The following is a 24,387-nucleotide window of genomic DNA, read 5'->3' as shown; positions in this document are numbered from 1 at the left end:
GGCTTATGCTCTGCTGTTTTTTCTATTCACTCTTGCAATCTACCTCAAATTTACAAGACTTCTGTATAAATTCTTCCATACTGGCAAAGCTATGATTACTTTCAAAACGCAAAAATGTTAATCACATAAAGGAGCTGAATGAAAATGAAAGTAAGACAAGATGCCTGGTCTCATGAAGATGATTTAATGCTTGCCGAAACAGTGCTGCGGCATGTAAGAGAAGGCAGTACGCAATTAAAAGCCTTTGATGAAGTTGGTGATCGACTAAGTCGCACATCAGCCGCTGTAGGATTCCGCTGGAATGCCATTGTCCGCGAAAGATACGAGCAGGCCTTAAAGCTAGCGAAAAAGCAGCGAAAAGAAATGAAACGAGCCGAACGAAGGCAGCCTGAATACACAAATAAAGAAACACATACGACTGTTTCCACCCAAGAACAACCAATCTCACAACCATTAATTGAAACTTCAATATCATATACCGAACCGGTACAAATGAAAAAAGAAATGACTATGAGAGAAGTAATCTCATTCTTATCAAACTTAGAACAATCCGCTTCCTCAACAAACAGACTCAGAACAAATGTCGAGAAACTAGAATCAGAGAATCAACACCTAAAAGAAGAAAACACCCTTCTTCATCAAAAAATCAAAACACTCGAGAACGAACAACAAATCATGAAAGAAGATTACCAATCCCTCATCCAAATCATGGACCGAGCCAGAAGAATGGTCGTCCTAAACGACAACGAAGACCACAACGTCCCAACATTTAAAATGGATAAGAATGGGAACCTAGAAAAAGTCGCAAGGTGAAAACGAAAAGCAGAAGTGGGCGTTTAGACACGGCAGGCACTGGAGCCTTTTCATTTGAACACGCTCTTTGTGTTCGGATGAAAAGGTGAAGTGACCGAGTGGCTGCCCACTGCAGCTAGATCATGAAAAGCGGAAGCGTCCGTTTAGCCTCGACAAGCGCTGGAACCCTCTAAAAAGAACACGCTCTTTGTGTTCATTTTAGAGGGTGAAGCGATCGAGAGGCTGGGCGCTGCAGCTAGACACGAAAAGCGGAGACGAGCGTTTAGAAACGGAGATATTGGAGCTCTTGAACTAGAACACGCCTTTTGTGTTCTAGTTCAAGAGCGAAATATCGCAGTTTCTGTGAGTCGCAGCTAGACACCAAAAGCGGAAGTGGGCGTTTAGACACGGCAGGCACTGGAGCCCTCCAAATTGAACACGCCCTTTGTGTTCGATTTGGAGGGTGAAGTGACCGAAGGTCTGCCCACTGCAGCTGGACAAAAAAAGCGAAGACGAGCGTTTAGAAACGGAGATATTGGAGCTCTTGAACTAGAACACTTAATAAACCATTCAAACAGAAAAAGCATCCGTTCAAAATGAACGGATGCTTTATTAATTGTCATAAAAATAGAAGAGCCCCAACTGTGCCGTCCTTTCCATAATCGTTGAACCTGCATTGGCAGGTGGGTGCCTTATCCCATTCTCCGTAAGTCCTCAGCTACCGAGGCATGTACTTTGAATGGAAAGAGTCAGGCTCCCGTTGTAAAAGTGTTGGCTCAAATTATTATGGAAGTAAACGAACACTTCAGGACTCTTCGTTAACTTGTAATTGAATTATAGCAGACCTTCAAACCGATTTCAATCATCAGGTATTAGGTCCTTTTTATTATTTTTTACTCTTTCTCAGCACCCACTGGCTTCTTAGCTAGCTCAAGATTCAGCTCCTTTAGTTGATCCTCACTAACTGGAGAAGGAGCTTCTGTTAACAGGCAGCTTGCGCTAGCTGTTTTAGGGAAAGCAATTGTGTCGCGAAGGTTCGTTCTTCCTGCAAGCAACATCACGAGACGATCAAGACCAAATGCAATTCCACCATGTGGTGGGGTACCGTATTCGAACGCTTCAAGAAGGAAACCAAATTCTTCCTCTGCTTCTTCTTTTGTAAATCCTAACGCTTTAAACATTTTTTCCTGAATATCACGCTGGAAAATACGTTGGGAACCTCCACCTAACTCATAACCATTTAGGACAAGGTCATATGCATCTGCACGAACTTTTCCTGGCTCTTCTTCAAGAAGATGAAGGTCTTCTTTCAACGGCATTGTAAACGGATGATGTTCCGCAAAATAACGATCAGCTTCTTCATCGTAACTCATCAGTGGGAAGTCCATGATCCAAAGGAAATTAAACTTGGAATAGTCAATAAGGTCGAGGTCTTTTCCAAGCTTTGAACGAAGAGAACCGAGACTGTCTGATACAACAGATTTACTGTCAGCTACGAACAGAAGAAGGTCACCCGCTTCTGCATCGAATGCTTCTTTTAGTTGAGATGCAAGAGCCTCGTCAAAGAATTTAGAAATAGGGCCTTTCAAACCATCTTCCTCTACTTTTAACCATGCAAGTCCTTTTGCTTTGTACGTTTTCACATACTCTGTTAAAGCGTCGATATCTTTACGTGAGTACTTACTTGCTGCACCTTTTGCATTAATACCTTTAACAGCTCCACCAGAAGAAACAGCACTAGAGAATACTTTAAAGTCAGAGTCTTTTACAAGATCAGATACATCCACAAATTCCATTTCAAAACGCGTATCAGGTTTGTCTGATCCGTAGCGATTCATCGCTTCAGCATGAGTCATGCGTTGGAATGGCTTTTCAATTTCTAATCCCTTCGTTTCCTTCAATACCGCACTCATCATTTCTTCCATCATCGCAATTAAATCTTCTTTTGGAAGGAAGGATGTTTCAATGTCGACTTGAGTAAATTCAGGTTGACGGTCCGCTCTAAGATCCTCATCTCGGAAGCAGCGAACGACCTGGTAATAACGTTCAAATCCTGAAACCATTAACAGTTGTTTAAAGAGCTGCGGAGATTGCGGAAGAGCGTAGAACTCTCCTTCGTGCACACGGCTTGGTACCAAGTAATCACGAGCGCCCTCAGGTGTACTTTTTGTTAACATTGGAGTTTCAATTTCAAGAAATTCATTATGATCCAGGAAATCACGAATGACTTTAGTTGTTCGATGACGGAGCTTGAATGTCTCTTGCATCACCGGACGTCTCAAGTCCAGGTAGCGATATTTCAAGCGAATATCTTCTCCAACTTCTACATCGTTCGCAATGCTAATGGGAGGATTCTTCGCAGCATTGAGGATTTCAAGTGATTCAGCATGTACCTCAATCGACCCTGTTGGAAGATTCGGATTAACCGTTCCCTCCGCACGAGATACTACTTTACCAGTAATGCCTAGTACGTATTCACTTCTAACTTTCTCAGCAAGTTCAAGCGCTTCTTTTGAAAGGTCTGGATTGAATACAACCTGTACAATACCTGAACGGTCTCTAAAATCAATGAAGATTAATCCACCAAGATCACGACGCTTTTGAACCCAACCTTTTAATTCTACTGTTTGCCCGATCTCGCTTTCACGAATTTTCCCGCATGAATGGCTTCTTCCGATCATTCTCCAACTTCCTCCTTTAATTCCCCTTTCAGATAAGAATCAACATGTGTTAAATCTATTGATTCTTGCTCACCTGAGTTCATATCTTTAATGTTAATTTCATTCTTTTCAATTTCTTCATCACCTAGAATAGCTACGTACTTTGATTTGAGTCGATTAGCCGCTTTAAACTGACCTTTCATCTTCTTATCAAGGTAGTCTCGCTCTGTGGAAATCCCAGCATTTCTAAGCTTCTGAACAAGGCCATTAGAAACCTTTTGTGCTTCTTCCCCCATTGTGACAACATAACAATCAATTGTCTTTTCAATCGGGAGCTCAACACCTTCTGCTTCCAATGCCATTAATAGACGCTCAATGCTCATTGCAAAACCGATTCCAGGTGTTGATGGGCCACCCATCTCTTCAACAAGTCCATTATAGCGACCACCACCGCTCAACGTCGTAATAGCTCCAAAGCCGTCAGCGTCGCTCATGATTTCAAATGCTGTGTGATTATAATAATCTAATCCGCGTACAAGGCGGTCATCAAGAACATAATCAATTCCCATTTGATCTAAGGCTTCTTTTACTTTTGTAAAGTAAACAGTCGATTCCTCATTTAAATAATCGATGATGGAAGGCGCAGTTCCCATTAATTCATGGTCACGATCCTTTTTACAATCAAGAATACGTAAGGGGTTTTTCTCCAGGCGATTTTGACAATCGCTACAAAACTCTCCGATTCTTGGCTCAAAATGATTAATTAATGCCTGACGGTGTGCCTCACGACTTTCTTTATCACCGAGACTATTCAAATATAGTTTAAGCTTTTTAAGTCCCAATTCTTGATACAAACTCATCGCAAGCGCAATAACCTCGGCATCAATCGAAGGGTCATTACTTCCTAACGCTTCAATTCCGAACTGAACAAATTGTCTCATCCGCCCAGATTGAGGACGTTCATAGCGGAACATAGGGCCGATGTAATACAGTTTAACTGGCTGCTCGGGTAAACCGTACATCTTGTTATTCACATAAGCTCGAACCGCCGAAGCTGTTCCTTCAGGTCGGAGTGTTAAACTACGATTACCGCGGTCTTCAAATGTATACATTTCTTTTTGAACGATATCTGTTGTATCGCCTACTCCGCGTTGAAATAACTCGGTATGCTCAAATATTGGCGTTCGAAGTTCATGATAATTGTATCTGCGGCAAATATCTCTTGCCTCATCTTCAATGTATTGCCATAACTCCGACGTACCAGGAACAATATCCTGAGTACCTCTAGGAATTTGAAAACTCATGTTTATATCCTCCTTTAATCACTAGCAAGAAGCTCTTCTAACGGCTAATTCTAATGGGCTAAATCCTTTTTTTGGATACAAAAAAACTCCCATCCCTGAATCGAAATTCAGGGACGAGAGTTACCCGCGGTGCCACCCTAATGGAAAGATAAATCTTTCCTCTTAAAACAGTTAACGCCTGTCTACGTCGTCCCCTACTGAGTTATCTGTTCGGAGACGATCCTTGGAAGTGTCTTTCAAAAAAGCGGTATCGAGAAATGCTCTCAGCCTAGCGGCATTTCCTCTCTGATCAACCCGGTATTTTTTTACTTTTCTTCCTCTTCGGAGCTTCGTATCGATTTACTGAATTGTTTTCTATCATACGAGTCAGTGATTTTTTTGTCAAGTATATTAGGATTGGTTTTACAAAACATTATCGCTTCATTTTTTGTTTCATGATTTTCACACTTTTTAATGACAGTCCAAATTCTTCCGCGAGTTCCATATTTGACAAACACTGTTCTTTTTGTAGAAAATCATGAAAGTCGATACCAAATTCCGGCTGTGACATATGATAGCTCATCATTTCTTTATTAGTTGATCTCACAAGACCCCACCCTTTTATTAGTTCAATTATTTCTTAGTTTCACCAAAAAGAATGCATTTTACTACTTAACGAAGGAATCTTTTTATCCGATAAAGAAATTATCTATGAAAGCAGCAGGCGTCATTGAAAGGAGTCATCACTTGAAAAAAATGATTTTTGCATTTTTATTTTTTGTCATATCCATTATTTTCTCTACTTCTGCTTCGGCTGAGAAAAATGCTTATTTTGAGGAAACTGTAAATGTTCGCGCCGAACCCTCTCTTACTTCATCTGTTATCACACAGGTTCATAAAGGGGATTCAGCCATCGTTCTCGAAAGTAAGACCGATTGGACAAACATTCAACTTCATACTGGGGAAGAAGGTTGGGTTTCAAGTAGACTAGTAAGCATTTCTTCTGATTCCAAAGAGAGGAAATCAATACAATCAACCGTGTCTGATCTTCAAGTCCGTGCTGGCCCTGGTAAAGAATACAAAGTTATTGGAAATATCACTCAAGATTCTGAGTGGAATGTGCTTGAGACTGCAGGCGATTGGACCTCCATTCAATTTAAAGGACAGACCGGATGGGTAGCGTCCTGGTTAGTAAGTTCTACAACAGCTAGCCCAGATCAAAAAACAAGCCAGGTAAAAGAAGTAAAGGCGCGTATCTTAAACGTTCGTGACTTCCCAGGAACAGAGAACCGGATCATATTTCAACTCCCTTCAGGAACAATTGTAGAAGAAGTTCGTCAAGAAAAAAACTGGAGCTTCATTCGCTATCAGAATGGACAGACTGGTTGGGTAGACAGTACCTATTTGCAAGAAACAGACAAACAAGAGGAGTCAGAATTTCTTACAATTCTATACCAGGCAACAAACTTAAGAAGTGGGCCGGGGTTGAATTATGAAGTTATTAAACAAGCGCCTGCAAAAGCGCGCTACAAAATAGCTGCAAAAGAAGGCAAATGGTTTCGTATCCTTCTTGACGATGGTCGTTCAGCATACGTTGCTGACTGGGTCGTCTCTACTGCATCTAAACTATCCACTTCGCCTGTCTTGAAATCTGGAAAAACAGTTGTTCTTGATGCTGGTCACGGTGGCTACGACAGTGGTGCCCTAGGCATTACGACACTTGAAAAAATCCTTACATTGAAGACGACAACAACTATCGCGGAAAAATTAAAGAATGCAGGGGTTCAAGTTATTTTAACGAGAGATGATGATACATTTGTCTCTCTTTCTGAACGAACTCTTTTATCAGATCGTTATAAAGCCGACGCATTTGTAAGTATTCATTTCGATAGCACAGTTGATCCAACTGCAAATGGAGCAACAACGTATTATTATGGTGAGAATGATATGTCCCTAGCTTCAGCGATACACGCCAAAATCGGAGATGATACAACTTTGAGAGATCGCGGTATTCGATATGGAAATTATTATGTTCTAAGGAACAATAAGCAGCCTTCTGTCCTTCTTGAGCTTGGCTTTCTCTCAAATCCATGGGAAGAGCAATTAGTGAATAGGTTGGATTACCAATCAAAAGTGACTACTGAAATTTCAAATGGCATCCTTACTTTTTTACAGTAGTAACGCTTAAGATGAAGAACAGTTTGACTTGCTTTTCTATCTATATGGATGAACCAAAAAACCGCAATTCCAATTAGGAATTGCGGTTTTTTGTCATTCTTTGCTCTCAATGATAAGAGTTACAGGTCCGTCATTCGTAAGCTGTACGTCCATCATCTCACCAAAAACACCTGTCTGCACCTCGAGACTCTCTTCTCTAAGTAAAGCGTTAAACTTATCATAAAGTACGCTGGCTTCAGGAGGTTTTGCCGCTTTCATAAAGTTTGGACGTCGCCCTTTACGACAATCACCATATAACGTGAATTGTGATATAGATAGAATAGCTCCACCTTTGTCTTTCACTGACAGGTTCATTCGATCATTTTCGTCCTCAAATATACGAAGGTTTGCAATTTTAGTGGCAAGATAGCCTGCATCCTCTTCTGTATCCTCGTGCGTGACCCCTAGGAGCACCACAAGGCCATGTTCGATCTCACCTGTAGTTTCTCCATTCACGGTGACTGAGGCTTGCTTTGAACGTTGTATAACGGCTTTCATGGAGAACTCCCTTTCTTAACTACTGCATAATTCTACGAACAGCATAAATATCTGGAATTCGTTTAACGCGCTCAACCACTTTTTGAAGATGAGCTGTGTTCCGAATGGAGACAGTCATACTAATTGTTGCCATCTTGTTATTATCTGATCGACCTGAAACAGACGTCATGTCGGTTTTGGTTTCTGCTACAGCCTGAAGAACCTCATTCAGAAGACCTCTGCGATCAAAACCACTGATTTCGATATCAACATTATAGTTTTTTGGAGAGTCACTTTCCCATTCAACCTCTAAGAGGCGTTCCTGACCATTCTCTTCATTCACATTAGGACAGTCTTTCCTGTGAATCGAGACACCTCTCCCTTTCGTGATATAGCCCACAATATCATCACCTGGAACAGGGTTACAGCATCGTGAAAGGCGGATTAACAGGTTGTCTATCCCTTTCACTCGCACACCCGACTCTGCTCTCTTTGGCGGCCGAGAAGGTGAATGAATCTTACCTTCAATAATTGATTTTGCTAGCTCTTCTTCCTGCTCTTTCGTCCGTTCTTTACGAGCCTTATCTGTCAGCCTTGTTGCGATTTGTGCAGCTGTAATTCCACCATATCCAACAGCTGCGTACATATCTTCTTCACTTGTAAAGTTAAATTTCTTAGATACATTTGCAATGTTATCTGAAGTCAAAACAGCCTTTAACTCAAAGCCATGGTTTTTAATTTCTTTCTCAACAAGCTCTCGGCCTTTTTCAACGTTTTCTTCACGCTTTTCTTTCTTAAACCATTGCTTAATCTTATTCTTAGCGTGGGAGCTTTGACTGATTTTTAACCAGTCTTTACTTGGACCATAAGAGTGCTTAGAAGTTAGAACTTCAACGATATCCCCTGTTTTCAACCGATGATCTAGTGGTACCATTTTGCCGTTCACTTTTGCGCCAATGCAATGATTCCCAATTTCAGTATGAATGCGGTAGGCGAAATCAAGAGGTACCGAGCCAGTAGGCAATTCAAATACGTCTCCTTTAGGCGTGAAGACAAAAACCATATCACTGAATAGATCAATCTTAAGAGACTCCATAAATTCTTCAGCATTCGAAACATCATTTTGCCATTCAAGAATTTGCCTAAACCATGATAGCTTTTTCTCAAATGAGCTATTCACCTGATTCTCATCGCCTTCTTTGTAGGCCCAATGAGCGGCAATCCCGTATTCAGCAACTTTGTGCATATCAGACGTTCGAATTTGCACCTCGAGAGGATCACCTTTTGGTCCAATGACTGTCGTATGAAGCGATTGGTACATATTCGCTTTTGGCATAGCAATATAATCTTTGAAACGACCAGGCATAGGCTTCCAGCATGTGTGAATAATGCCAAGAACGGCGTAGCAATCCTTGATGCTATTCACAACGATACGTACCGCGAGCAAATCATAAATTTCGTTAAATTGCTTATGTTGCTTAGCCATTTTCCGATAGATACTATAGATATGTTTCGGACGACCTGAAATTTCAGCTTCAATGGAAACTTCTTTCACACGCTCTTGAATTTCGTCCACAACTTCATGGACAAACCCTTCACGCTCAGCCCGTTTCTTTTGCATTAAATTCACGATGCGATAATACTGCTGTGGATTTAAATAACGAAGCGCCGTATCCTCAAGCTCCCACTTAATAGTGGAAATACCTAGACGATGGGCTAGAGGCGCAAATATTTCTAGCGTCTCATTCGCTTTTTGCATTTGTTTTTCTTTTGGCATGTGCTTAAGCGTACGCATGTTATGAAGTCTATCAGCCAATTTAATCAGAATGCACCTAATATCTTGAGCCATAGCGATCATCATCTTCCGGTGATTCTCAGCTTGCTGCTCCCGCTTGGACTTATACTTGATTTTCTTCAGCTTCGTAACGCCATCAACGAGCATGGCAAGTTCCGGGCTGAATTCATCAGAAATTTGTTCAAGCGTCACGTCGGTGTCTTCAACGACATCATGAAGAAAGCCCCCAGCCACTGTCACAGGGTCTACTTCAAGGTTCACAAGAATGCCAGCAACCTCAATAGGATGAATAATATAGGGTTCACCCGATTTGCGGTACTGGCCTTCATGTGCGTTTCGCGCGTATTCAAATGCTCTATTAAGATAAGAGAGATCGTCCTCAGACAGATACTTCTCCGCTCTTTCCATCACTTCTTCTATCGTCATCAAATCACCTTGATTACTGTTGGTATATTGCTTCTATTATCGTTAAAAAAAGTCAGCATGTAAAGAGATTAAGAGAAAAATGTCGTTTTCCCTAATTAGTAAACGCTCAATCTTTGTGTCTAAGGTGCATAAAGAGAAAGAGCGTCCGGCTATTCGGACACTCCATTCTTTAGTATGTCATTAGAGTAAAGATATCATGGCGGTCAAGGTTTTTACGCCCTTCGAGATAGGAAAGCTCAATCATGAAAGCAAGTCCTACAACAACTCCACCAAGCATTTCAACTAGCTCGATCGTTGCATTGATCGTACCACCAGTCGCAAGCAAATCATCCGTAATCAATACTCGTTGACCTGGCTTAATAGCATCCTTATGAATCGTAAGGACGTCTTTACCATATTCAAGACCATAGTCTACTTTAGCTACTTCGCGTGGTAATTTACCTTCTTTTCGAACAGGTACAAAACCGATACCAAGAATATATGAAACCGGACATCCTACGATAAATCCTCTTGCTTCAGGTCCTACAATAACATCAACATCTTTATCTTTCGCAAAATCCGCAATATCATTAACGACTCCTCGGTAAGCTTCGCCGTTTTGCATTAACGGAGTGATGTCTTTAAAACGAATACCCTCTTTCGGATAGTCTTCAACCACTGCGATATAATCTTTATAATTCATTTACTTAATGGCCTCCTCAGTGCTATTGAAACAATTAACTGATTGATCGAACCAACTTTTCAAAGCATGATAGGAGGAATAGCAAAAATCATTTTCGAGCTTTGCTTTTTCAAGCTTACTCCTATACGTTTTAGAAGAAGTTAATTCACTTTTTACAGATTGTGGATTTAGAGAAATCAGTCCATTATCCATTGTAACAAAATCTAGCTCAAAAAACACCTCTGACATAAACGGAACTGTTTCTTTTGACCAACCTTTATGCTTTGCGAGCTTTTCAGCATCGCGTAAGTTAAAGCTACCTCTCTTCATTAAGAAAGCATAGAACCATTTAAAATCCTCACGTGACGGAAGCGTTGAGAAAAAGTGATCCTCCTCATGCTCAAATACCGCATACGTTCGATCTGGTAATCCACCTTTTCGAAACAGATTGACAAGGTCTTCCTCTAAATCCGGAAGATCGAGTAGCATAACATATTTATTCTCAATTGCTAGTTTCTCTTGTTCTGTTGGATCAACAATAATGTAGTCTTTCCAATTCTCAAGTCCAAGCTTTGTCATGGTGTTTTTTTGGAAAGCTACCATAACAAGCTTATCGAGCGGCAACATTTCAAGTCGTTTTTTCAAATCTCGAATGCCACGATAATCAAAGAGCTGCCATTCATTCACAGCGATATCTTTCACAAAGATTTGTGGCTTTCGAAGTCCATTCCACTCGTTGACGGAGAGTTGGCCAATTACGCTTACAGCAGCTCTTGATGCTATTTCTTCAAATGCATAACCGAAATGAAACCCTACGCCATCTAGCGTAGCGCCGTTTTCCTCAAGACCTACCTTGAGGTGATTGTCCTGACTCCCAATCCTTCTGATTTGAGAGAGATGAACGTCTTTTAGCATAACGACTGGTTTCGGATTACTTACTCCAAAAGGAGCCAAAAGATTCATTTCTTCAATTGTCTCAAGAGTAACATCCTCTACACGACAGTGAAGATCTACTTTTGTAAGTGGTGTCAAATCTTCTTCTGTTAATTTATCTAAAGCCTGTTCGTTTAATCTTGAACGCAAATCTTCTAGGTAGCTTAAATCAATGGTCATACCAGCGGCCATTGGATGACCACCGAAGTGAGGGAGAATGTCTCTGCACTCAGAAAGGTTTGCAAACATATCAAAGGCCTCAATACTTCGTGCAGATCCTTTTGCGACACCTTTCTCACGATCAATACTCATCACGATGGTTGGACGATAATACTTTTCAACAAGTCGTGAAGCCACGATTCCAATGACCCCCGCATTCCATCCTTCCTTAGCAATGATGAGTACACGATTGCTTTCATCACTCAAGTACTTTGACTCAACCTCTTCAATCGCTTCTTTCGTCATTGTATTAACTAGTTCCTGACGATTCTTATTAAGAGCATCAATATCAGATGCCAGCTGTTCAGCAAGAATCGGATCATCTGTTGTCAGCAGTTCAACTGCTGGGTCTGCACTATCAAGACGGCCCGCAGCATTTAGTCTCGGTCCTATCCCAAAACCAAGATGCTCTTCGTTAAGCTCCTGACCCTTTAGACCACATACATCTAGCAAAGCTTTTATTCCTGGCTTATTTGAATTTTGAAGGGCGCGAATACCTTCGCTTGCTAAAAGACGGTTCTCATCCTGAAGTGGCACAAGATCAGCGATGGTACCCATTGCGGCGATCTCTAATAAATCCCCTGGAATTCTTCCAAGCAAAGCCTGCGCAAGTTTAAATGCAACCCCTACTCCTGCTAAACCTTTGAATGGATAACCACACCCTGGCTTTTTAGGGTTTATTGTCGCGTAGGAATCGGGCAGAACCGGAGGAGGCTCATGATGATCAGTAATAATGAGATCAATACCGATTTCTTTAGCAACTTCCGCCTCATGTACACCGGATATCCCTGTATCTACAGTCACTATTAGTTGATACCCATCTTCTTTTGCCTGCCTAAAAGCAGCTTCGTTCGGACCGTATCCCTCTGTAAATCGATTAGGAATATAGTAATCAAATATAGCGCCAAGCTCGCGCAACGTATAGACAAGTACAGTCGTGCTGCTAACGCCATCGGCATCATAGTCACCAAAAATAAGGATTCGCTCACCAGAAGCAATCGCCTGTTGAATTCTTTCGACCGATTCCTTCATACCATCCATTAAATATGGGTCGTGATAAGTTAAATTCTCTTTATATAGAAATCTTTTCGCTTCTTCTTCTCCCTCAATACCTCGATTAACTAAAAGCGAAGCAGCAAGTCGAGAAATTCCAAGTTCACTCTGGAGCCGATCAATGTTTGTTTCATCTGTTTCAGCCAGTTTCCAGCGTGTTTTAGACCTTAACATCGAATCACCTCTTAACTTGTTCATTATATATAGTTTCAGGAGGTTTGACCATAGTTCAAGAAGAGGAATCTTTTACAATCCCTCTTCACTCCACTATAAAAAGCCTTGAACTTAATCAAGGCTTTCTCGTCATTATTCCCCTTCAGTACCGGTGCCCTCATCTGCTGCCTCACCATCAAGTGGAGTATGGACAGCTTTTGATTCATTTGATACTGGTTCTGTTATTAACCTTTCATTTTCTTTTTGTAACTTTCTCAGCTCTCTTTTCAGTCTGTAATACTTAACCATTCCAAAACCAAGCACAAGAATCGCACCCATCAATACAGATCCCAATATGACAAGCACAAGCGGCCAATCCGAAGTTCCAAATACATAGTTCACCTGTACAGGATCTACATTCACGACTGAAAACACCGCTATAATTAAGGCGAAAATAAGTGCTACAACTAATCCCCATTGTCCCTTCATCCTTATCTACCTCCTCTTCTACTACAATACCTATTCCATTACTCTCTCTTTTTTTCCTTCGGTTCATAAGGATTAATGTGGACTAACACATCATGCACGTCATCTTCTTCAAGAAGTCGCTTCTTCACGTCCTTACCGATGTCATGTCCTTCTTTAACAGAAATATCCGGGTCTACACCAAGCTTGATATCAATAATAACATAGTGTCCGTGCTCTCTAGCATAGAACTCATCAAGGTTCACAACCCCTGGCATCCCGGTAATCACTTTTTTTATACTCCGTCGTATCCTCCTCATGCAGCACATGATCGAGTGTTGTGTGAATGGATTCGAAACCAAGCTTCACAGCCATTTTAGCAATCAGAACAGAAACGAAAATTCCTGCAATCGGATCGGCATAAATGAGCCATGGCAAGCTAAATTTGCTTCCTAAAATGGCACCTGCAATCCCTATTAAAACAGCAATAGAAGAATAGACATCTGAGCGATGTTCATACGCATTCACGATCAGTGCATCACTTTTTATCTTTTTACCCAACCGATACTTATATCGAAACATCGCTTCTTTGACCACAATCGAGATGAGAGCTGCATAGAGAGCAAGAGTACCGGGGGCCTCAATAGGTTCGAATATCGCCTTCCCTGAACTTATTCCAATTTCAACGCCAACTAATAACAACAACACAGCTACAATAATAGCTGCAATTGACTCTGCTTTACCATGACCGTAGGGATGATCTTTATCGGGTGGTAGCTTAGCGGCTCGCAAACCAACAAAAACAGCAAATGAGCCAGCTACATCTGATGCCGAGTGTGCGGCGTCGGCAATAAGAGCTCGACTATTGGAGATCGACCCAATAACGCCTTTAAGTACTGCTAGGATAATATTTCCTAGTATACCAATGATCGCTGCAATCTCAGCTTTTCGAAACCGCTCTTCTTTATTCATTTTTTCACCTCTTACGTAACAAGTCATTATAGCTTTTCCCTTATTTCAAAATCTCACACCGCACCATTTGGACACGTAAAAGCCATGGCTAAGCCATGGCTTCACTTCATCCGGGCACCCTCAAAGGAATTCTCTTATGCTTCACCTTCAACAGGGGCGAACTTTTTCTTCTTCAATTGTTTCCCCTTCCATACTGCCCAAAGCTGCGAGGCAATGAAGAGAGATGAATACGTACCTGCGACTAGTCCAATCAATAAGGCAATCGCAAATGGTCTAATTGCTTCGCCGCCAAAGGCCGTAAGAGCAGCAGCAGCAAAGACAACCGTTAGCACTGTATTAATGGAACGAGCAAGCGTTTGAACAAGACTTTTATTCACAACACGTGCGACGTCCTCAAATGTTTTGACCTTTTTTTCAAACTTCATATTTTCACGTATGCGATCAAAGGTAACGATCGTATCATTTATGGAATAACCGACAATCGTTAGTACTGCTGCTATAAACGTAATGTTCACTTCAATCTGCAGGATACTGAATACCACAATTATGAAGAACGCATCATGGAATAACGCAACGACAGCGGCAAGCCCTTGTAACCATTCAAACCTTAGTGCAACGTATACGATAATTCCTATCGAAGCAATAGCAACTGCGATAAACGCATTCTTAGCAAGATCAACTGCTACATCAGGTGAGACCGTACTAATACTTGGTTCAGCACCATAAAGCTCTGTGAAGTGATTTTTAATTTCAGCAACTTCATCTTTGTCAAGCTCATCCTTAAATGCAGCAACGGCAATATCACCACCACCAGCAAGAGTTACTGATTCGGGTTTATATCCAAGTCCATCGAATTCGTCGCTTACTTCTTCTGTTGTTAGTTTACTATCAGATTGGAGATCAACACGTGATCCACTAGAAAAATCAATTCCTAAATTTAGACCAAATATAGCAATCGCTAACCCACCAAGAACGATTAAAGCTAGTGAAATCGCAAAAAACTTATTTCGATGTTTGACAAAATCAAATTTAATGTCTCTTACTTTAGAGCTCATCGATTTCACTCTCCTTTACGCCAAAAAGTCCGGGCTTTTTATTCAGTGCCCTGCTCTTGACCCATAGGCCGAGAAGAATTCGTGAACCCCAAACGGCAGTCAAAAAGCTAACGACGATACTAGTAATTAACATCACTGCAAATCCTTTAACAGAGCTTGTTCCATATGCAAATAGAACTCCTGCTGCAATTAACGTCGTGATGTTTGCGTCAAAAATAGTTGTAAACGAACGTCTTCCCCCAGCCTTGAAGGCCGACATGACGGATTTACCTGAACGAAGCTCTTCCTTAATTCGTTCATACGTAATAATATTCGCATCAACCGCCATCCCTACGCCGAGGATGAGTGCAGCAATACCAGGGAGAGTTAATACTGCGTTCATCCAATTAAAGACAACAAGAATCAAATAGATGTACGTAGTTAACGTAATCACCGCAATTGCTCCCGGCAAACGGTAATAGAACAGCATGAATAAGAAAATCAAACCGACTCCAATAAATCCTGCTATAACCGTTTTATCAAGAGACTGTTCGCCGAACTGTGCACCCACTGAAGTTGAATAAATTTCATCTAGCTGAACCGGTAAAGAACCTGCGTTTAAAAGCTCTTTTAGATTTTCAGCTTCTTCAAGCTGAAATGGTGGTCCTGAAATAACTACAGTATTTTGAGAAAGCACTTGATTGACCGCTGGATCGGAAATAAATTTCTGTTCATCAGCTGGCTTTGTAACTTCCTCTTTATAAGAATCGCCTTCTTCATAATCAAGCCAGATCACTAGTCGATTATCCGGCTGAGGCAATTGACTGAGGTCTCGAGTTATATTTGCAAATTTTTCGGGATCCTTAAGCGTTACCTGAACAACGGGTTGGTTGTTATCAAATACAACCTTGGCGGCGCCTTCTTTAAGATCAGCTCCGCTCATTTTCTCTTCATCATCCGTGGTTCGGAAGGTGAGCTCAGCCTGAGTGGAAAGAAGTTCACGCGCCTGGTTTTGATCTTTCACTCCAGCGAGCTGAACGCGAATGCGATCTTCCCCTTCAATCGTAATACGAGGTTCTGAAACCCCTAATACGTTAATACGCTTGTACAAAGCGCTTACTGTGCTGTTTAACAGGTCCTGACTAAGTTCCTGGCCCTCTTGAGCCGGTTCTACTTCATATAGAACTTCAAATCCACCCTGCAGATCAAGGCCTAATTTAATATCTTTTGTTACACCCATGACGGTTGTTCCAATTAATCCGCCAAGTAAAAGGACGATCAAAAAGAACGCAACGATCCGGCCTTTTTTTACCATGGAATAAAACTCCTCTCTAAACCCCCAACATTAATGCTTATGTAAAACGGATAGCACACAATATTAGCTATTATATCGAAATATGAATTTTTCTGTCAATTTTAGTCTTTTCTAAGTCTGACTTTCAAACGTTTTCGTGCCTTTATACGCATGAATGGTTAACCAATTCATATATTCATTCACCGATAAACGCATAATTTCATTCACAAGTCTGTGCAACTTTACTTCTTCTAATTCATTGTTTCTTTCAAGGCGTGCAAGGAGACATTCCCAGATTTCGTCCATGGTCGCTCCACTATACCCTAACAGCAAAAACTCGTCTCTCTTGCTTTCAAGCGCTGGGGATATTTCCTTCTTCCACTCTTTCATCTCGCCGTCTCCTTTCTCAAATAAGCTAGCGTCCAACATAGCATTAAATCAAGAGGCGCTATAACCTTTCAAACATTTTACACTCTGGATTAAAAAATGGAATAAATCGCTGCGCCAACCCCAAGGCCTGCAATAATGACTCCTGTGAGGATGGAAAGAAAAGCATATTTAAAACGAATCGCAAATAAAGCAGCAGCGACACATGCGCTATATGCCCCAGTCGTCGGAAGCGGGACAGCGGTAAAAAGAATAAGCCCGATTGCACCGTACTTATCGACATTTTTACTTTTGCTTATTGTTCTATGATAAAGCCAGTCATAAAATCGTTTATACCAGCCAAATCTCATTAGCCAATTGCTTAACGGCTGAAAAAGAAGAAGCAATGGAATAATCGGTAACACATTTCCTAAAAGACTAAGTGAGAACGCCTTTAAAAATGAAAAATCAAAGGTATACGCGAGAGGTAATCCACCCCTCAGCTCTAATATTGGAAGCGCTGAAACAATAACTACAATCACTTCATGAGGTAGAAAACCAAGGTTCTCTACGACAAATTGTTTAATTTCTTCTTTCATTGAAACACTCCTATATGCCTGTCATGCTTTGTCCCCTAATAAGCATATACATAGTGATAAAAAATATCTAGACTTTTCTACAATTTCGCAGGTGCATTCTGGATAGAAAGTAGGGTGAATATGTCAAAGCAAACCTTTCTTAGAGGGACTCTTTTTCTCATTCTCGCCGGGTTAATTACAAAGGTACTAGGCTTTATTAACCGTATAGTGATGGTTCGTGTGATGGGCGAAGAAGGTGTCGGTCTTTATATGATGGCTGTTCCAACGCTAATTCTAACCATTACATTAACACGTATGGGACTCCCCGTTGCAATCTCAAAGATGGTCGCGGAAGCGGATGCCGAAGGAGATCGACAAAAGATTAAACGAATTTTAATTGTATCGCTCTCCATTACCACTGTCCTTAGTGTCATTTTTACGACAATTATGGTACTAGCTGCACCTTTCTTATCAAAAGAAGTTTTCACAGACGACCGTACCTTTTATCCTCTTATTGCTATCGCTCCAGTTGTATCGATTGTAGCTCTTTCCTCTGTGCTAAGAGGCTATTTTCAAGGATTACAAAATATGCGACCTTCTGCTTATTCCCAAGTAATCGAGCAAATTGTCCGCATTTGCCTTGTAGCGGTTCTAACAGGAGCTTTCCTCCCATACGGTGTTGAGTTTGCAGCTGCGGGCGCTATGATTTCCGTTGTTCTCGGAGAACTTGCTTCCTTACTATTTATGTTCTCGATGTTCAAAATGAAGAAGCGCATTAAAATTCGAAGCGGTTTTTTCAATTATTTAAAAGGCGGGAGGGAAACATTTAACAGCTTAATGAAAATTTCCCTACCTACAACAGGAAGCCAGTTAATTGGTTCGTTATCTTATTTCTTTGAGCCAATCATGGTTGCCCGTAGTCTGGCGATGGCTGGTGTTGCGACAACGCTTGCCACCACACAATACGGGCATTTATCAGGCCTTGCCATCCCACTCCTTTTTCTGCCTACTTTTATTACGTATTCCTTACAAGTCTCACTCGTCCCCGCAATCAGTGAGGCTCACGCTCAGAAACAATACAAACAGATTCAGCATCGTCTCAGCCAGGCGATTCGACTATCCATGGTTGCAGGTGGCCTTTCAGTTGTTGTTACGTATATTTTTGCCGTTCCTTTAATGGATATTATGTATCAAGCACCTCATGTAGCTATCTATGTGCAAGTAATGGCTCCTTTCTTTTTCTTCTACTATTTTCAAGGACCACTTGCGGCCGCACTTCAAGCTTTAGATTTAGCTAAAGCAGCGATGATCAATAGCTTCATCGGAGCAGGCGTAAAGCTCACCGCCATCTTCTTCCTAGCTTCAAGACCTGAACTCGGCATTATGGGGGCTGCTCTAGCGATTGTTATTGGGATATTACTTGTAACACTTCTCCATTTTGCAACACTCGTAAAAGCAATTGGTTTCTCCATCGTAGTGAGTGATTTATTGAAAGGGGTTGCGTCCATTATTGGTGCCGGAGTTGCTGGTCACTTTCTGTATGAGAACCTCGCTTCTTCATCATCAGATATACTCGGTACGTTTGTTGCTATTTGTGTAACATCAATTATTTATTGCATCGTCCTTCTATTACTTGGGTTAATTAATCGAAATGATCTTAGAAGAATCCCTCTTATCGGAAAATATGTGCATTAAATGAAGAGAAAAAAAGGTAACCGCTCTGGTTACCTTTTTTCATTCTTTAAATCAATAAAAAAGCTGCCATTCTTATGAAGAGAACAAAATGAGATACGTTTAATATCCTTATGACCCACTTTTCTTAATTCCTGACGAAGCCATAAAGCTGTTTTTCCAATTCGTTCAAGATGTTCCTCCTGTACTTTCCCGTCGAGAATGAGAGGGAGTGGCATCAATGTCTCTGGATGTTCCTTCTTATCATCTTCCTCTTTTCTAATGACAGATAGCTTTCCAGAAGGCTCAAGGATGGCGAATTCCACGTCCGAAACAGAAGCAACGTTATTTTCTCTCAGTTGAATAAGCAAATCATCAAAGTTATACCGTTGTTTTTTCATTTCGATCTCATCAATTCGACCACGATCAATTAAAACAGACGGCTTTCCATCTACAATTTCTCTAACCTTCTCACTTTTTAATGAAATATAAGCCATAATCATTTGAATAAGTACTAGAATGACCATTGGAACAATTGTATTTATCATTGGCGTTTGAGGGTCTTCAATTGACATAACGGCAAGCTCAGCAATCATAATGGAGACAACAAAATCAAGAATGCTTAACTGACCAATTTCTCGTTTTCCCATGACTCGAAAAACAAAAATGATGACAAAATATAAAACAAGTGTCCTCATTATGACTGTCATAAATTCCATCCCTGAATCCCTCCTTCCAGTCTTGTTTTGATTAGTGTAACCATGTTTCAGCTCAGCATGAGGGAATGTATTGAAAAAACGGATTTTTACATTTCATTAAAATAACGTGTAAACCAAAGATAGGATTATCTTAGCACAAATAAAAAAGCTTCCCTCAATAGTAGGGAAGCAAATAGCGGAAATAAATGTAGATTGTACTAATGGCAAGTGAAACACAAACAACAGGTATTCCGATTTTCAAAAATTCAATAAAGCGAACTTCTTGTTTATCTTTCAGCGCTAGACCTGCTACTACTACGTTTGCTGAAGCACCGATTAACGTTCCGTTCCCCCCAAGACATGAGCCTAAGGCAAGCGACCACCACAATGGATCAAGGTTTGTCATTCCATAACCCGAAAATTCCGTAATGACAGGAATCATCGCTGCTACAAATGGAATATTATCTAAAAAGGCTGAAAGAAAACCAGATCCCCATAAAATCACAAGCGATGTTTTAGGCAAATCGCCGTCCGTGTATAAGAGAATACTTCTCGCCACTTCATCAATAATCCCTACTTCCTCTAATCCACCGATTAAAATGAACAATCCAATAAAGAAGAACAAGGTCACCCATTCAATTGACTCGAAAACCTCTTCAATCTTGTGTTCATTTTGTGTGATGAGTAATAAGAGGACCGCTCCTGCCATCGCAATGTTAGTTAGCTCTGTATGTAAAATAGGATGTAGCAGAAAGCCTGAAATCGTCATTAGCAGCACGACCGACGATTTATAAAGAAGAGGCCCTCTCTTTAAATAATCATCTGCATTAATTCGAAGCAACGTTTGTCGATGGTCGTCATCTACAGTCAATCCCTTTCGATATAAAAATAAAAGACCTGTCATGATCACGGCATAAATGACAACAACCACTGGTGCCAGATTATATAGAAAATCATTAAAGTCTAAATGATCAACAGCCTGCCCGATCATAATGTTCGGCGGATCACCAATCAACGTTGCTGTTCCACCTATATTAGAAGATAAAATAACAGTTACTAAAAAGGGCATGCTTGTAATTTTAAGTATCCTTGTTAAGGTAAGAGTAATTGGTACGAGAAGAAGAACGGTGGTCACATTATCTAATAAAGCTGATCCAACTGCAGTCAATGTCCCTATTACAGCAAGTAGCGGCAGCGGTTTTCCTTGTACCTGTTGCGCAAGTTTGATTGAAATATATTCAAACAATCCATTCTGACTTGTAATGGAGACAAGAATCATCATTGAAAACAATAATGCAATCGTATTCCAATCAACGTGGTTCATGAAAGCAGAATCTGTGGTTGTAATTCCTGAAAGTAGCATGAGAAGACCACCGCCACAGGCAACGATCGCACGATTAATTTTCTCAGTTAATATGCCGACATAAGCAAGAACAAATATGATGAGCGCGATGATCATTTCCAATCCATGCTGCCCCTTCCCTGTCCCGTTTCTAACATCGTATGACGAGCTGTTCGATTTCATGAATAGACTTCTATTTCCTTCTCAAACGAATAGAATGTACAAACTATCTCGTTTAAGGAGGAAGACAATGAGATCGAAACATGCAGTCTCAAGTATGGGCTCAGGGCTATTAGCAATAATCGTGATTGTGCTTGCAACTAGCGTGCTTTTTTCTTTAATTCTTCGTTTCACATCTGTATCAGAAAACGGACTAAGCCCGTTCATTATTGTTGCTACCGTTATTGCATTTTTTATAGGTGGCTTTATTTCAGGTGGGAAAGGAGGAGAACGCGGTTGGCTACTAGGAGGAGGAACAGCCATTATGTACGTCATTCTCCTCTTTCTCATTCAGTATCTGGGTTACAGAATAAACATGAATCTTGAACAATTGCTTTACCATGCTGGTTATGGTCTGATTTGCATTCTAGGAGGAATCATGGGGGTAAATGTTAGAGGCGGAAATCATCGAGAGGCTTAGACGAACAAAGAGCGCCCTCTGATGAGGACGCTCTTTATTATGTTACTTGCTGTTTTCAGTGATTGATTCGCGGATAGCCGCTCGGTCAAACACCATTTTTGTACCGTCTGTAGTACGGATTGTAATTGTACCTTCATCCATTGCATCAATGATGCCATGCATACCACCGATCGTTACAACTTTATTTCCTTTTTCTAAGCTTGCTTGCATTTCTTTCGTTTTCTTTTGACGCTTCTGTTGCGGGCGAATCAAAAGGAAATAGAAAATCGCAAACATTAGTAGAAGCGGGACTATATTCATTAACGTAGAACCCATATTCATTTCACCCCTTTCCAGCAATCATACAATCTATGGATTAAAAGTTTTTCGCATTTGGTTTATTAAACCCATATTGTTCAAAAAACTCATCCTTAAAGTCCAGGAGACGATCATCCATAATCGCCTGCCTAACTTGCTTCATCAAGTTTAACAGAAAATAGAGATTATGGTAAGTCGTTAATCTAAAGCCAAATGTTTCATTGGATTTTACAAGATGACGAATATACGCCCTTGAATAATTGCGGCAGACATGACAATCACAATTCTCGTCAAGCGGACGGAAATCACGTGCATATTTTGCATTTCGAACGACTAGACGACCATTGCTAGTCATTAGTGTTCCATTTCGCGCGATACGAGTAGGAAGAACACAATCAAACATATCCACGCCTCGAATAGCTCCGTCAATAAGAGAATCTGGTGAACCAACCCCCATTAAATAACGAGGTTTCTGAGTTGGAAGGTGAGGTGTCGTAAACTCGAGCACGCGATTCATCACGTCTTTCGGTTCACCTACTGAAAGGCCTCCAATAGCATAGCCCGGGAAATCAAGTGAAACAAGATCCTCAGCACTTTGTTTTCTTAACTCTTCATACTCTCCACCTTGAACAATTCCAAACAACCCCTGGATGTCTTTTCGTTCATGAGCTGTCAGGCATCGTTCAGCCCAGCGACTCGTACGCTCAACAGAACTTTTCATGTAATCAAATTCTGCTGGGTATGGAGGACACTCATCGAATGCCATCATAATATCAGAACCGAGTGCATTTTGGATTTCCATTGCGCCTTCTGGAGATAAGAATAACTTCTCACCGCTCATGTGATTCCGAAAATGAACGCCTTTTTCCTCAATCTGTCTCAGGTCACTTAAGCTAAAGACCTGAAATCCTCCAGAATCCGTAAGAATCGGCTGATCCCGGTTCATAAATTTATGAAGGCCCCCAGCTTCTTTGACAATATCATGACCAGGACGAAGCCAAAGATGATACGTGTTACTAAGGATAACGCCAGCGCCCATTTCTTTTAGTTCTTCTGGACTCATCGTTTTCACTGTCGCAAGTGTTCCAACAGGCATAAACATCGGTGTATCAAACGTACCATGTGGCGTGTGCAACTTTCCAAGACGTGCCCCACTTTGTTTACACGTTTTTATTAATTCATAGCGAATTGGTTCTGTCATTCTTTCATACTCCCTTCCAAAATCAACATTGCATCACCAAAACTGAAGAAGCGATACTCTTCCTCAACAGCCGTGCGATAAGCAGAAAGCACAAAATCTCTTCCCGCAAGGGCACTCACGAGCATGATCAATGTTGACTGAGGCAGGTGAAAGTTTGTAATCAGCCCATCGATTGCTTTAAAAGTATAACCCGGATAAATAAAAATGTCGGTCCAACCAGAAGCTTCTTCAAATTGTCCATCATGTGCTGATGCCACGGTTTCAAGTGTTCTCGTTGAAGTAGTACCGACAGAAATGATTCGGCCTCCCGATTCCCTTACACTGTTCAACAGTTCAGCCGTGCCCTTTGTCAGTTGATAAAATTCCCCGTGCATTTCATGTTCAAGAATATTATCGACGGAAACTGGTCGGAAAGTGCCAAGACCCACATGAAGTGTGATAAATGCGACATGAACGCCTTTATCTTCAAGACGCTGAAGCATTTCTTCTGTGAAGTGGAGGCCAGCAGTTGGTGCTGCTGCTGATCCTCTATGCTTAGCAAAAACGGTTTGATATCGTTCTTGATCATCGAGCGTTTCAGTAATATATGGTGGAAGAGGCATTTCGCCAAGCTGATCAAGAATTTCATAGAAAACGCCTTCGTATTGAAACTCTAATACACGTCCGCCATGTTCAAGTGACTCTTTGCATACGGCTGTTAGACGTCCATCGCCAAATGAAATCACAGTGCCTGGCTTCACTCGCTTAGCCGGTTTAACAAGAGTCTCCCATTGATCCTCTTCCATTTGCTTAAGAAGCAGCACTTCAATTTTAGCTCCTGTTTCTTCTTTTGATCCATACAATCTAGCTGGCATGACTCGTGTATCATTCAACACAAGACAATCACCGGGATTTATGTAATCCTCTAAATTGGAGAATTCGCGATGCTGAAGCTTTTGCTTTAATGGATCTAATACCATCAATCTGGACTTTGTCCGTTCCTTTAACGGCGTTTGAGCAATTAACCGTTCTGGAAGTTCAAAATCAAAATCATTTACGTTCATTTTATTCACCACTGTTTCTAGAAAGTGTTCAACTTTATTGATTTTACCACAGCTCTACCTGTTGGCGCACCCTTAAGGGGCAGTTCCCCTTCCACCATGTTGAAAATGGCGTTTGGA

The 24,387-nt window shown here is 41.1% G+C and carries 19 protein-coding genes, 1 other RNA gene, 2 pseudogenes and 1 other annotated feature; of the genes and pseudogenes, 4 read left to right on the top strand and 18 right to left on the bottom strand.

Annotated features, from left to right (window positions below):
- The first annotated feature begins 144 nt into the window (after window positions 1-144).
- On the top strand, window positions 145-813 hold the full coding sequence (locus ACIFPW_RS10640) for an RsfA family transcriptional regulator (protein ID WP_430244084.1): 669 nt from the start codon (window positions 145-147) through the stop codon (window positions 811-813).
- Between the two features lie 610 nt (window positions 814-1,423).
- Here the strand turns inward: ACIFPW_RS10640 and ssrS are convergent.
- The 4 genes from ssrS to ACIFPW_RS10620 form a co-directional block, all read right to left on the bottom strand.
- A non-coding RNA gene (gene ssrS / locus ACIFPW_RS10635) (6S RNA) lies at window positions 1,424-1,607 on the bottom strand.
- A 78-nt stretch (window positions 1,608-1,685) separates the two neighbouring features.
- Window positions 1,686-3,473 (bottom strand): aspartate--tRNA ligase, encoded by a 1,788-nt coding sequence (gene aspS, locus ACIFPW_RS10630; protein ID WP_283153941.1) that lies wholly within the window; start codon window positions 3,471-3,473, stop codon window positions 1,686-1,688.
- On the bottom strand, window positions 3,470-4,756 hold the full coding sequence (hisS, locus tag ACIFPW_RS10625) for a histidine--tRNA ligase (RefSeq protein ID WP_430244082.1): 1,287 nt from the start codon (window positions 4,754-4,756) through the stop codon (window positions 3,470-3,472). Before hisS ends, aspS begins: the two co-directional genes overlap by 4 nt.
- A gap of 106 nt (window positions 4,757-4,862) precedes the next feature.
- Window positions 4,863-5,087 (bottom strand) — a binding site (T-box leader).
- Between the two features lie 81 nt (window positions 5,088-5,168).
- The gene (locus ACIFPW_RS10620) at window positions 5,169-5,342 is read right to left on the bottom strand and encodes an RNA polymerase subunit sigma-70 (protein ID WP_194219659.1); all 174 of its coding nucleotides are present in this window, start codon (window positions 5,340-5,342) and stop codon (window positions 5,169-5,171) included.
- Window positions 5,343-5,491: 149 nt separating this feature from the next.
- Here ACIFPW_RS10620 and ACIFPW_RS10615 point away from each other — a divergent pair, with 149 nt between their 5' ends.
- The gene (locus tag ACIFPW_RS10615) at window positions 5,492-6,913 is read left to right on the top strand and encodes an N-acetylmuramoyl-L-alanine amidase (RefSeq protein ID WP_430244354.1); all 1,422 of its coding nucleotides are present in this window, start codon (window positions 5,492-5,494) and stop codon (window positions 6,911-6,913) included.
- Between the two features lie 93 nt (window positions 6,914-7,006).
- Here the strand turns inward: ACIFPW_RS10615 and dtd are convergent, their stop codons facing one another.
- The 9 genes and pseudogenes from dtd to ACIFPW_RS10570 all read right to left on the bottom strand — a co-directional run bounded on the left by dtd (window position 7,007) and on the right by ACIFPW_RS10570 (window position 17,399).
- A complete protein-coding gene (dtd, locus tag ACIFPW_RS10610; RefSeq protein ID WP_194219431.1) occupies window positions 7,007-7,450 on the bottom strand; it encodes a D-aminoacyl-tRNA deacylase in 444 nt (147 codons plus the stop codon).
- A gap of 19 nt (window positions 7,451-7,469) precedes the next feature.
- The gene (locus ACIFPW_RS10605; protein WP_430244352.1) at window positions 7,470-9,632 is read right to left on the bottom strand and encodes a RelA/SpoT family protein; all 2,163 of its coding nucleotides are present in this window, start codon (window positions 9,630-9,632) and stop codon (window positions 7,470-7,472) included.
- A gap of 187 nt (window positions 9,633-9,819) precedes the next feature.
- The gene (locus ACIFPW_RS10600; RefSeq protein ID WP_194219429.1) at window positions 9,820-10,332 is read right to left on the bottom strand and encodes an adenine phosphoribosyltransferase; all 513 of its coding nucleotides are present in this window, start codon (window positions 10,330-10,332) and stop codon (window positions 9,820-9,822) included.
- Window positions 10,333-12,690 (bottom strand): single-stranded-DNA-specific exonuclease RecJ, encoded by a 2,358-nt coding sequence (recJ, locus tag ACIFPW_RS10595; protein ID WP_194219428.1) that lies wholly within the window; start codon window positions 12,688-12,690, stop codon window positions 10,333-10,335. It abuts the gene before it with no gap.
- Between the two features lie 132 nt (window positions 12,691-12,822).
- A complete protein-coding gene (locus ACIFPW_RS10590) occupies window positions 12,823-13,158 on the bottom strand; it encodes a LapA family protein (RefSeq protein ID WP_430244078.1) in 336 nt (111 codons plus the stop codon).
- Between the two features lie 38 nt (window positions 13,159-13,196).
- Window positions 13,197-14,106, bottom strand: a pseudogene (locus ACIFPW_RS10585) (cation diffusion facilitator family transporter).
- Window positions 14,107-14,240: 134 nt separating this feature from the next.
- Window positions 14,241-16,455 (bottom strand): annotated as a pseudogene (secDF, locus tag ACIFPW_RS10580) (protein translocase subunit SecDF).
- Between the two features lie 111 nt (window positions 16,456-16,566).
- Window positions 16,567-16,824 carry a post-transcriptional regulator gene (locus ACIFPW_RS10575; RefSeq protein ID WP_226614507.1) on the bottom strand — a complete coding sequence of 86 codons (258 nt, stop codon included), beginning with the start codon at window positions 16,822-16,824 and terminating at the stop codon, window positions 16,567-16,569.
- Between the two features lie 89 nt (window positions 16,825-16,913).
- Window positions 16,914-17,399, bottom strand: a complete 486-nt coding sequence (locus ACIFPW_RS10570; RefSeq protein WP_194219422.1) for a COG2426 family protein — start codon at window positions 17,397-17,399, stop codon at window positions 16,914-16,916.
- A gap of 120 nt (window positions 17,400-17,519) precedes the next feature.
- Between ACIFPW_RS10570 and spoVB the strand changes: the two genes are divergently transcribed.
- Complete coding sequence (gene spoVB / locus ACIFPW_RS10565) at window positions 17,520-19,073, top strand: stage V sporulation protein B (RefSeq protein WP_430244075.1); 1,554 nt, start codon at window positions 17,520-17,522, stop codon at window positions 19,071-19,073.
- Window positions 19,074-19,102: 29 nt separating this feature from the next.
- On the opposite strand, the gene ACIFPW_RS10560 is transcribed toward spoVB, so the two are convergent.
- Both ACIFPW_RS10560 and ACIFPW_RS10555 read right to left on the bottom strand, forming a co-directional pair.
- Entirely contained in the window at window positions 19,103-19,768 is a 666-nt protein-coding gene (locus ACIFPW_RS10560; protein ID WP_430244073.1) for a YetF domain-containing protein, read from the bottom strand.
- 154 nt (window positions 19,769-19,922) lie between these two features.
- Window positions 19,923-21,272 carry an ArsB/NhaD family transporter gene (locus ACIFPW_RS10555; protein ID WP_430244071.1) on the bottom strand — a complete coding sequence of 450 codons (1,350 nt, stop codon included), beginning with the start codon at window positions 21,270-21,272 and terminating at the stop codon, window positions 19,923-19,925.
- Window positions 21,273-21,339: 67 nt separating this feature from the next.
- Here ACIFPW_RS10555 and ACIFPW_RS10550 point away from each other — a divergent pair, with 67 nt between their 5' ends.
- Window positions 21,340-21,729, top strand: a complete 390-nt coding sequence (locus ACIFPW_RS10550; protein WP_194219419.1) for a TIGR04086 family membrane protein — start codon at window positions 21,340-21,342, stop codon at window positions 21,727-21,729.
- 42 nt (window positions 21,730-21,771) lie between these two features.
- Here ACIFPW_RS10550 and yajC read toward each other — a convergent pair whose 3' ends face one another.
- The 3 genes from yajC to queA are packed head-to-tail and all read right to left on the bottom strand — an operon-like array spanning window position 21,772 to window position 24,270.
- Window positions 21,772-22,044: a preprotein translocase subunit YajC gene (yajC, locus tag ACIFPW_RS10545; RefSeq protein WP_194219645.1), complete on the bottom strand. Its 273-nt coding sequence runs from the start codon at window positions 22,042-22,044 to the stop codon at window positions 21,772-21,774.
- Window positions 22,045-22,084: 40 nt separating this feature from the next.
- Complete coding sequence (tgt, locus tag ACIFPW_RS10540) at window positions 22,085-23,227, bottom strand: tRNA guanosine(34) transglycosylase Tgt (protein ID WP_430244069.1); 1,143 nt, start codon at window positions 23,225-23,227, stop codon at window positions 22,085-22,087.
- Entirely contained in the window at window positions 23,224-24,270 is a 1,047-nt protein-coding gene (queA, locus tag ACIFPW_RS10535) for a tRNA preQ1(34) S-adenosylmethionine ribosyltransferase-isomerase QueA (protein ID WP_430244067.1), read from the bottom strand. Before queA ends, tgt begins: the two co-directional genes overlap by 4 nt.
- Window positions 24,271-24,387: the final 117 nt, after the last annotated feature.

Origin of the sequence: Pseudalkalibacillus sp. NRS-1564, assembly GCF_050467905.1 — a bacterium.
Classification (GTDB): domain Bacteria; phylum Bacillota; class Bacilli; order Bacillales; family Guptibacillaceae; genus Guptibacillus; species Guptibacillus hwajinpoensis_B.
The sequence above is the reverse complement of the archived record's forward strand: the minus strand, read 5'-3'. Positions and strand labels throughout refer to the sequence as shown.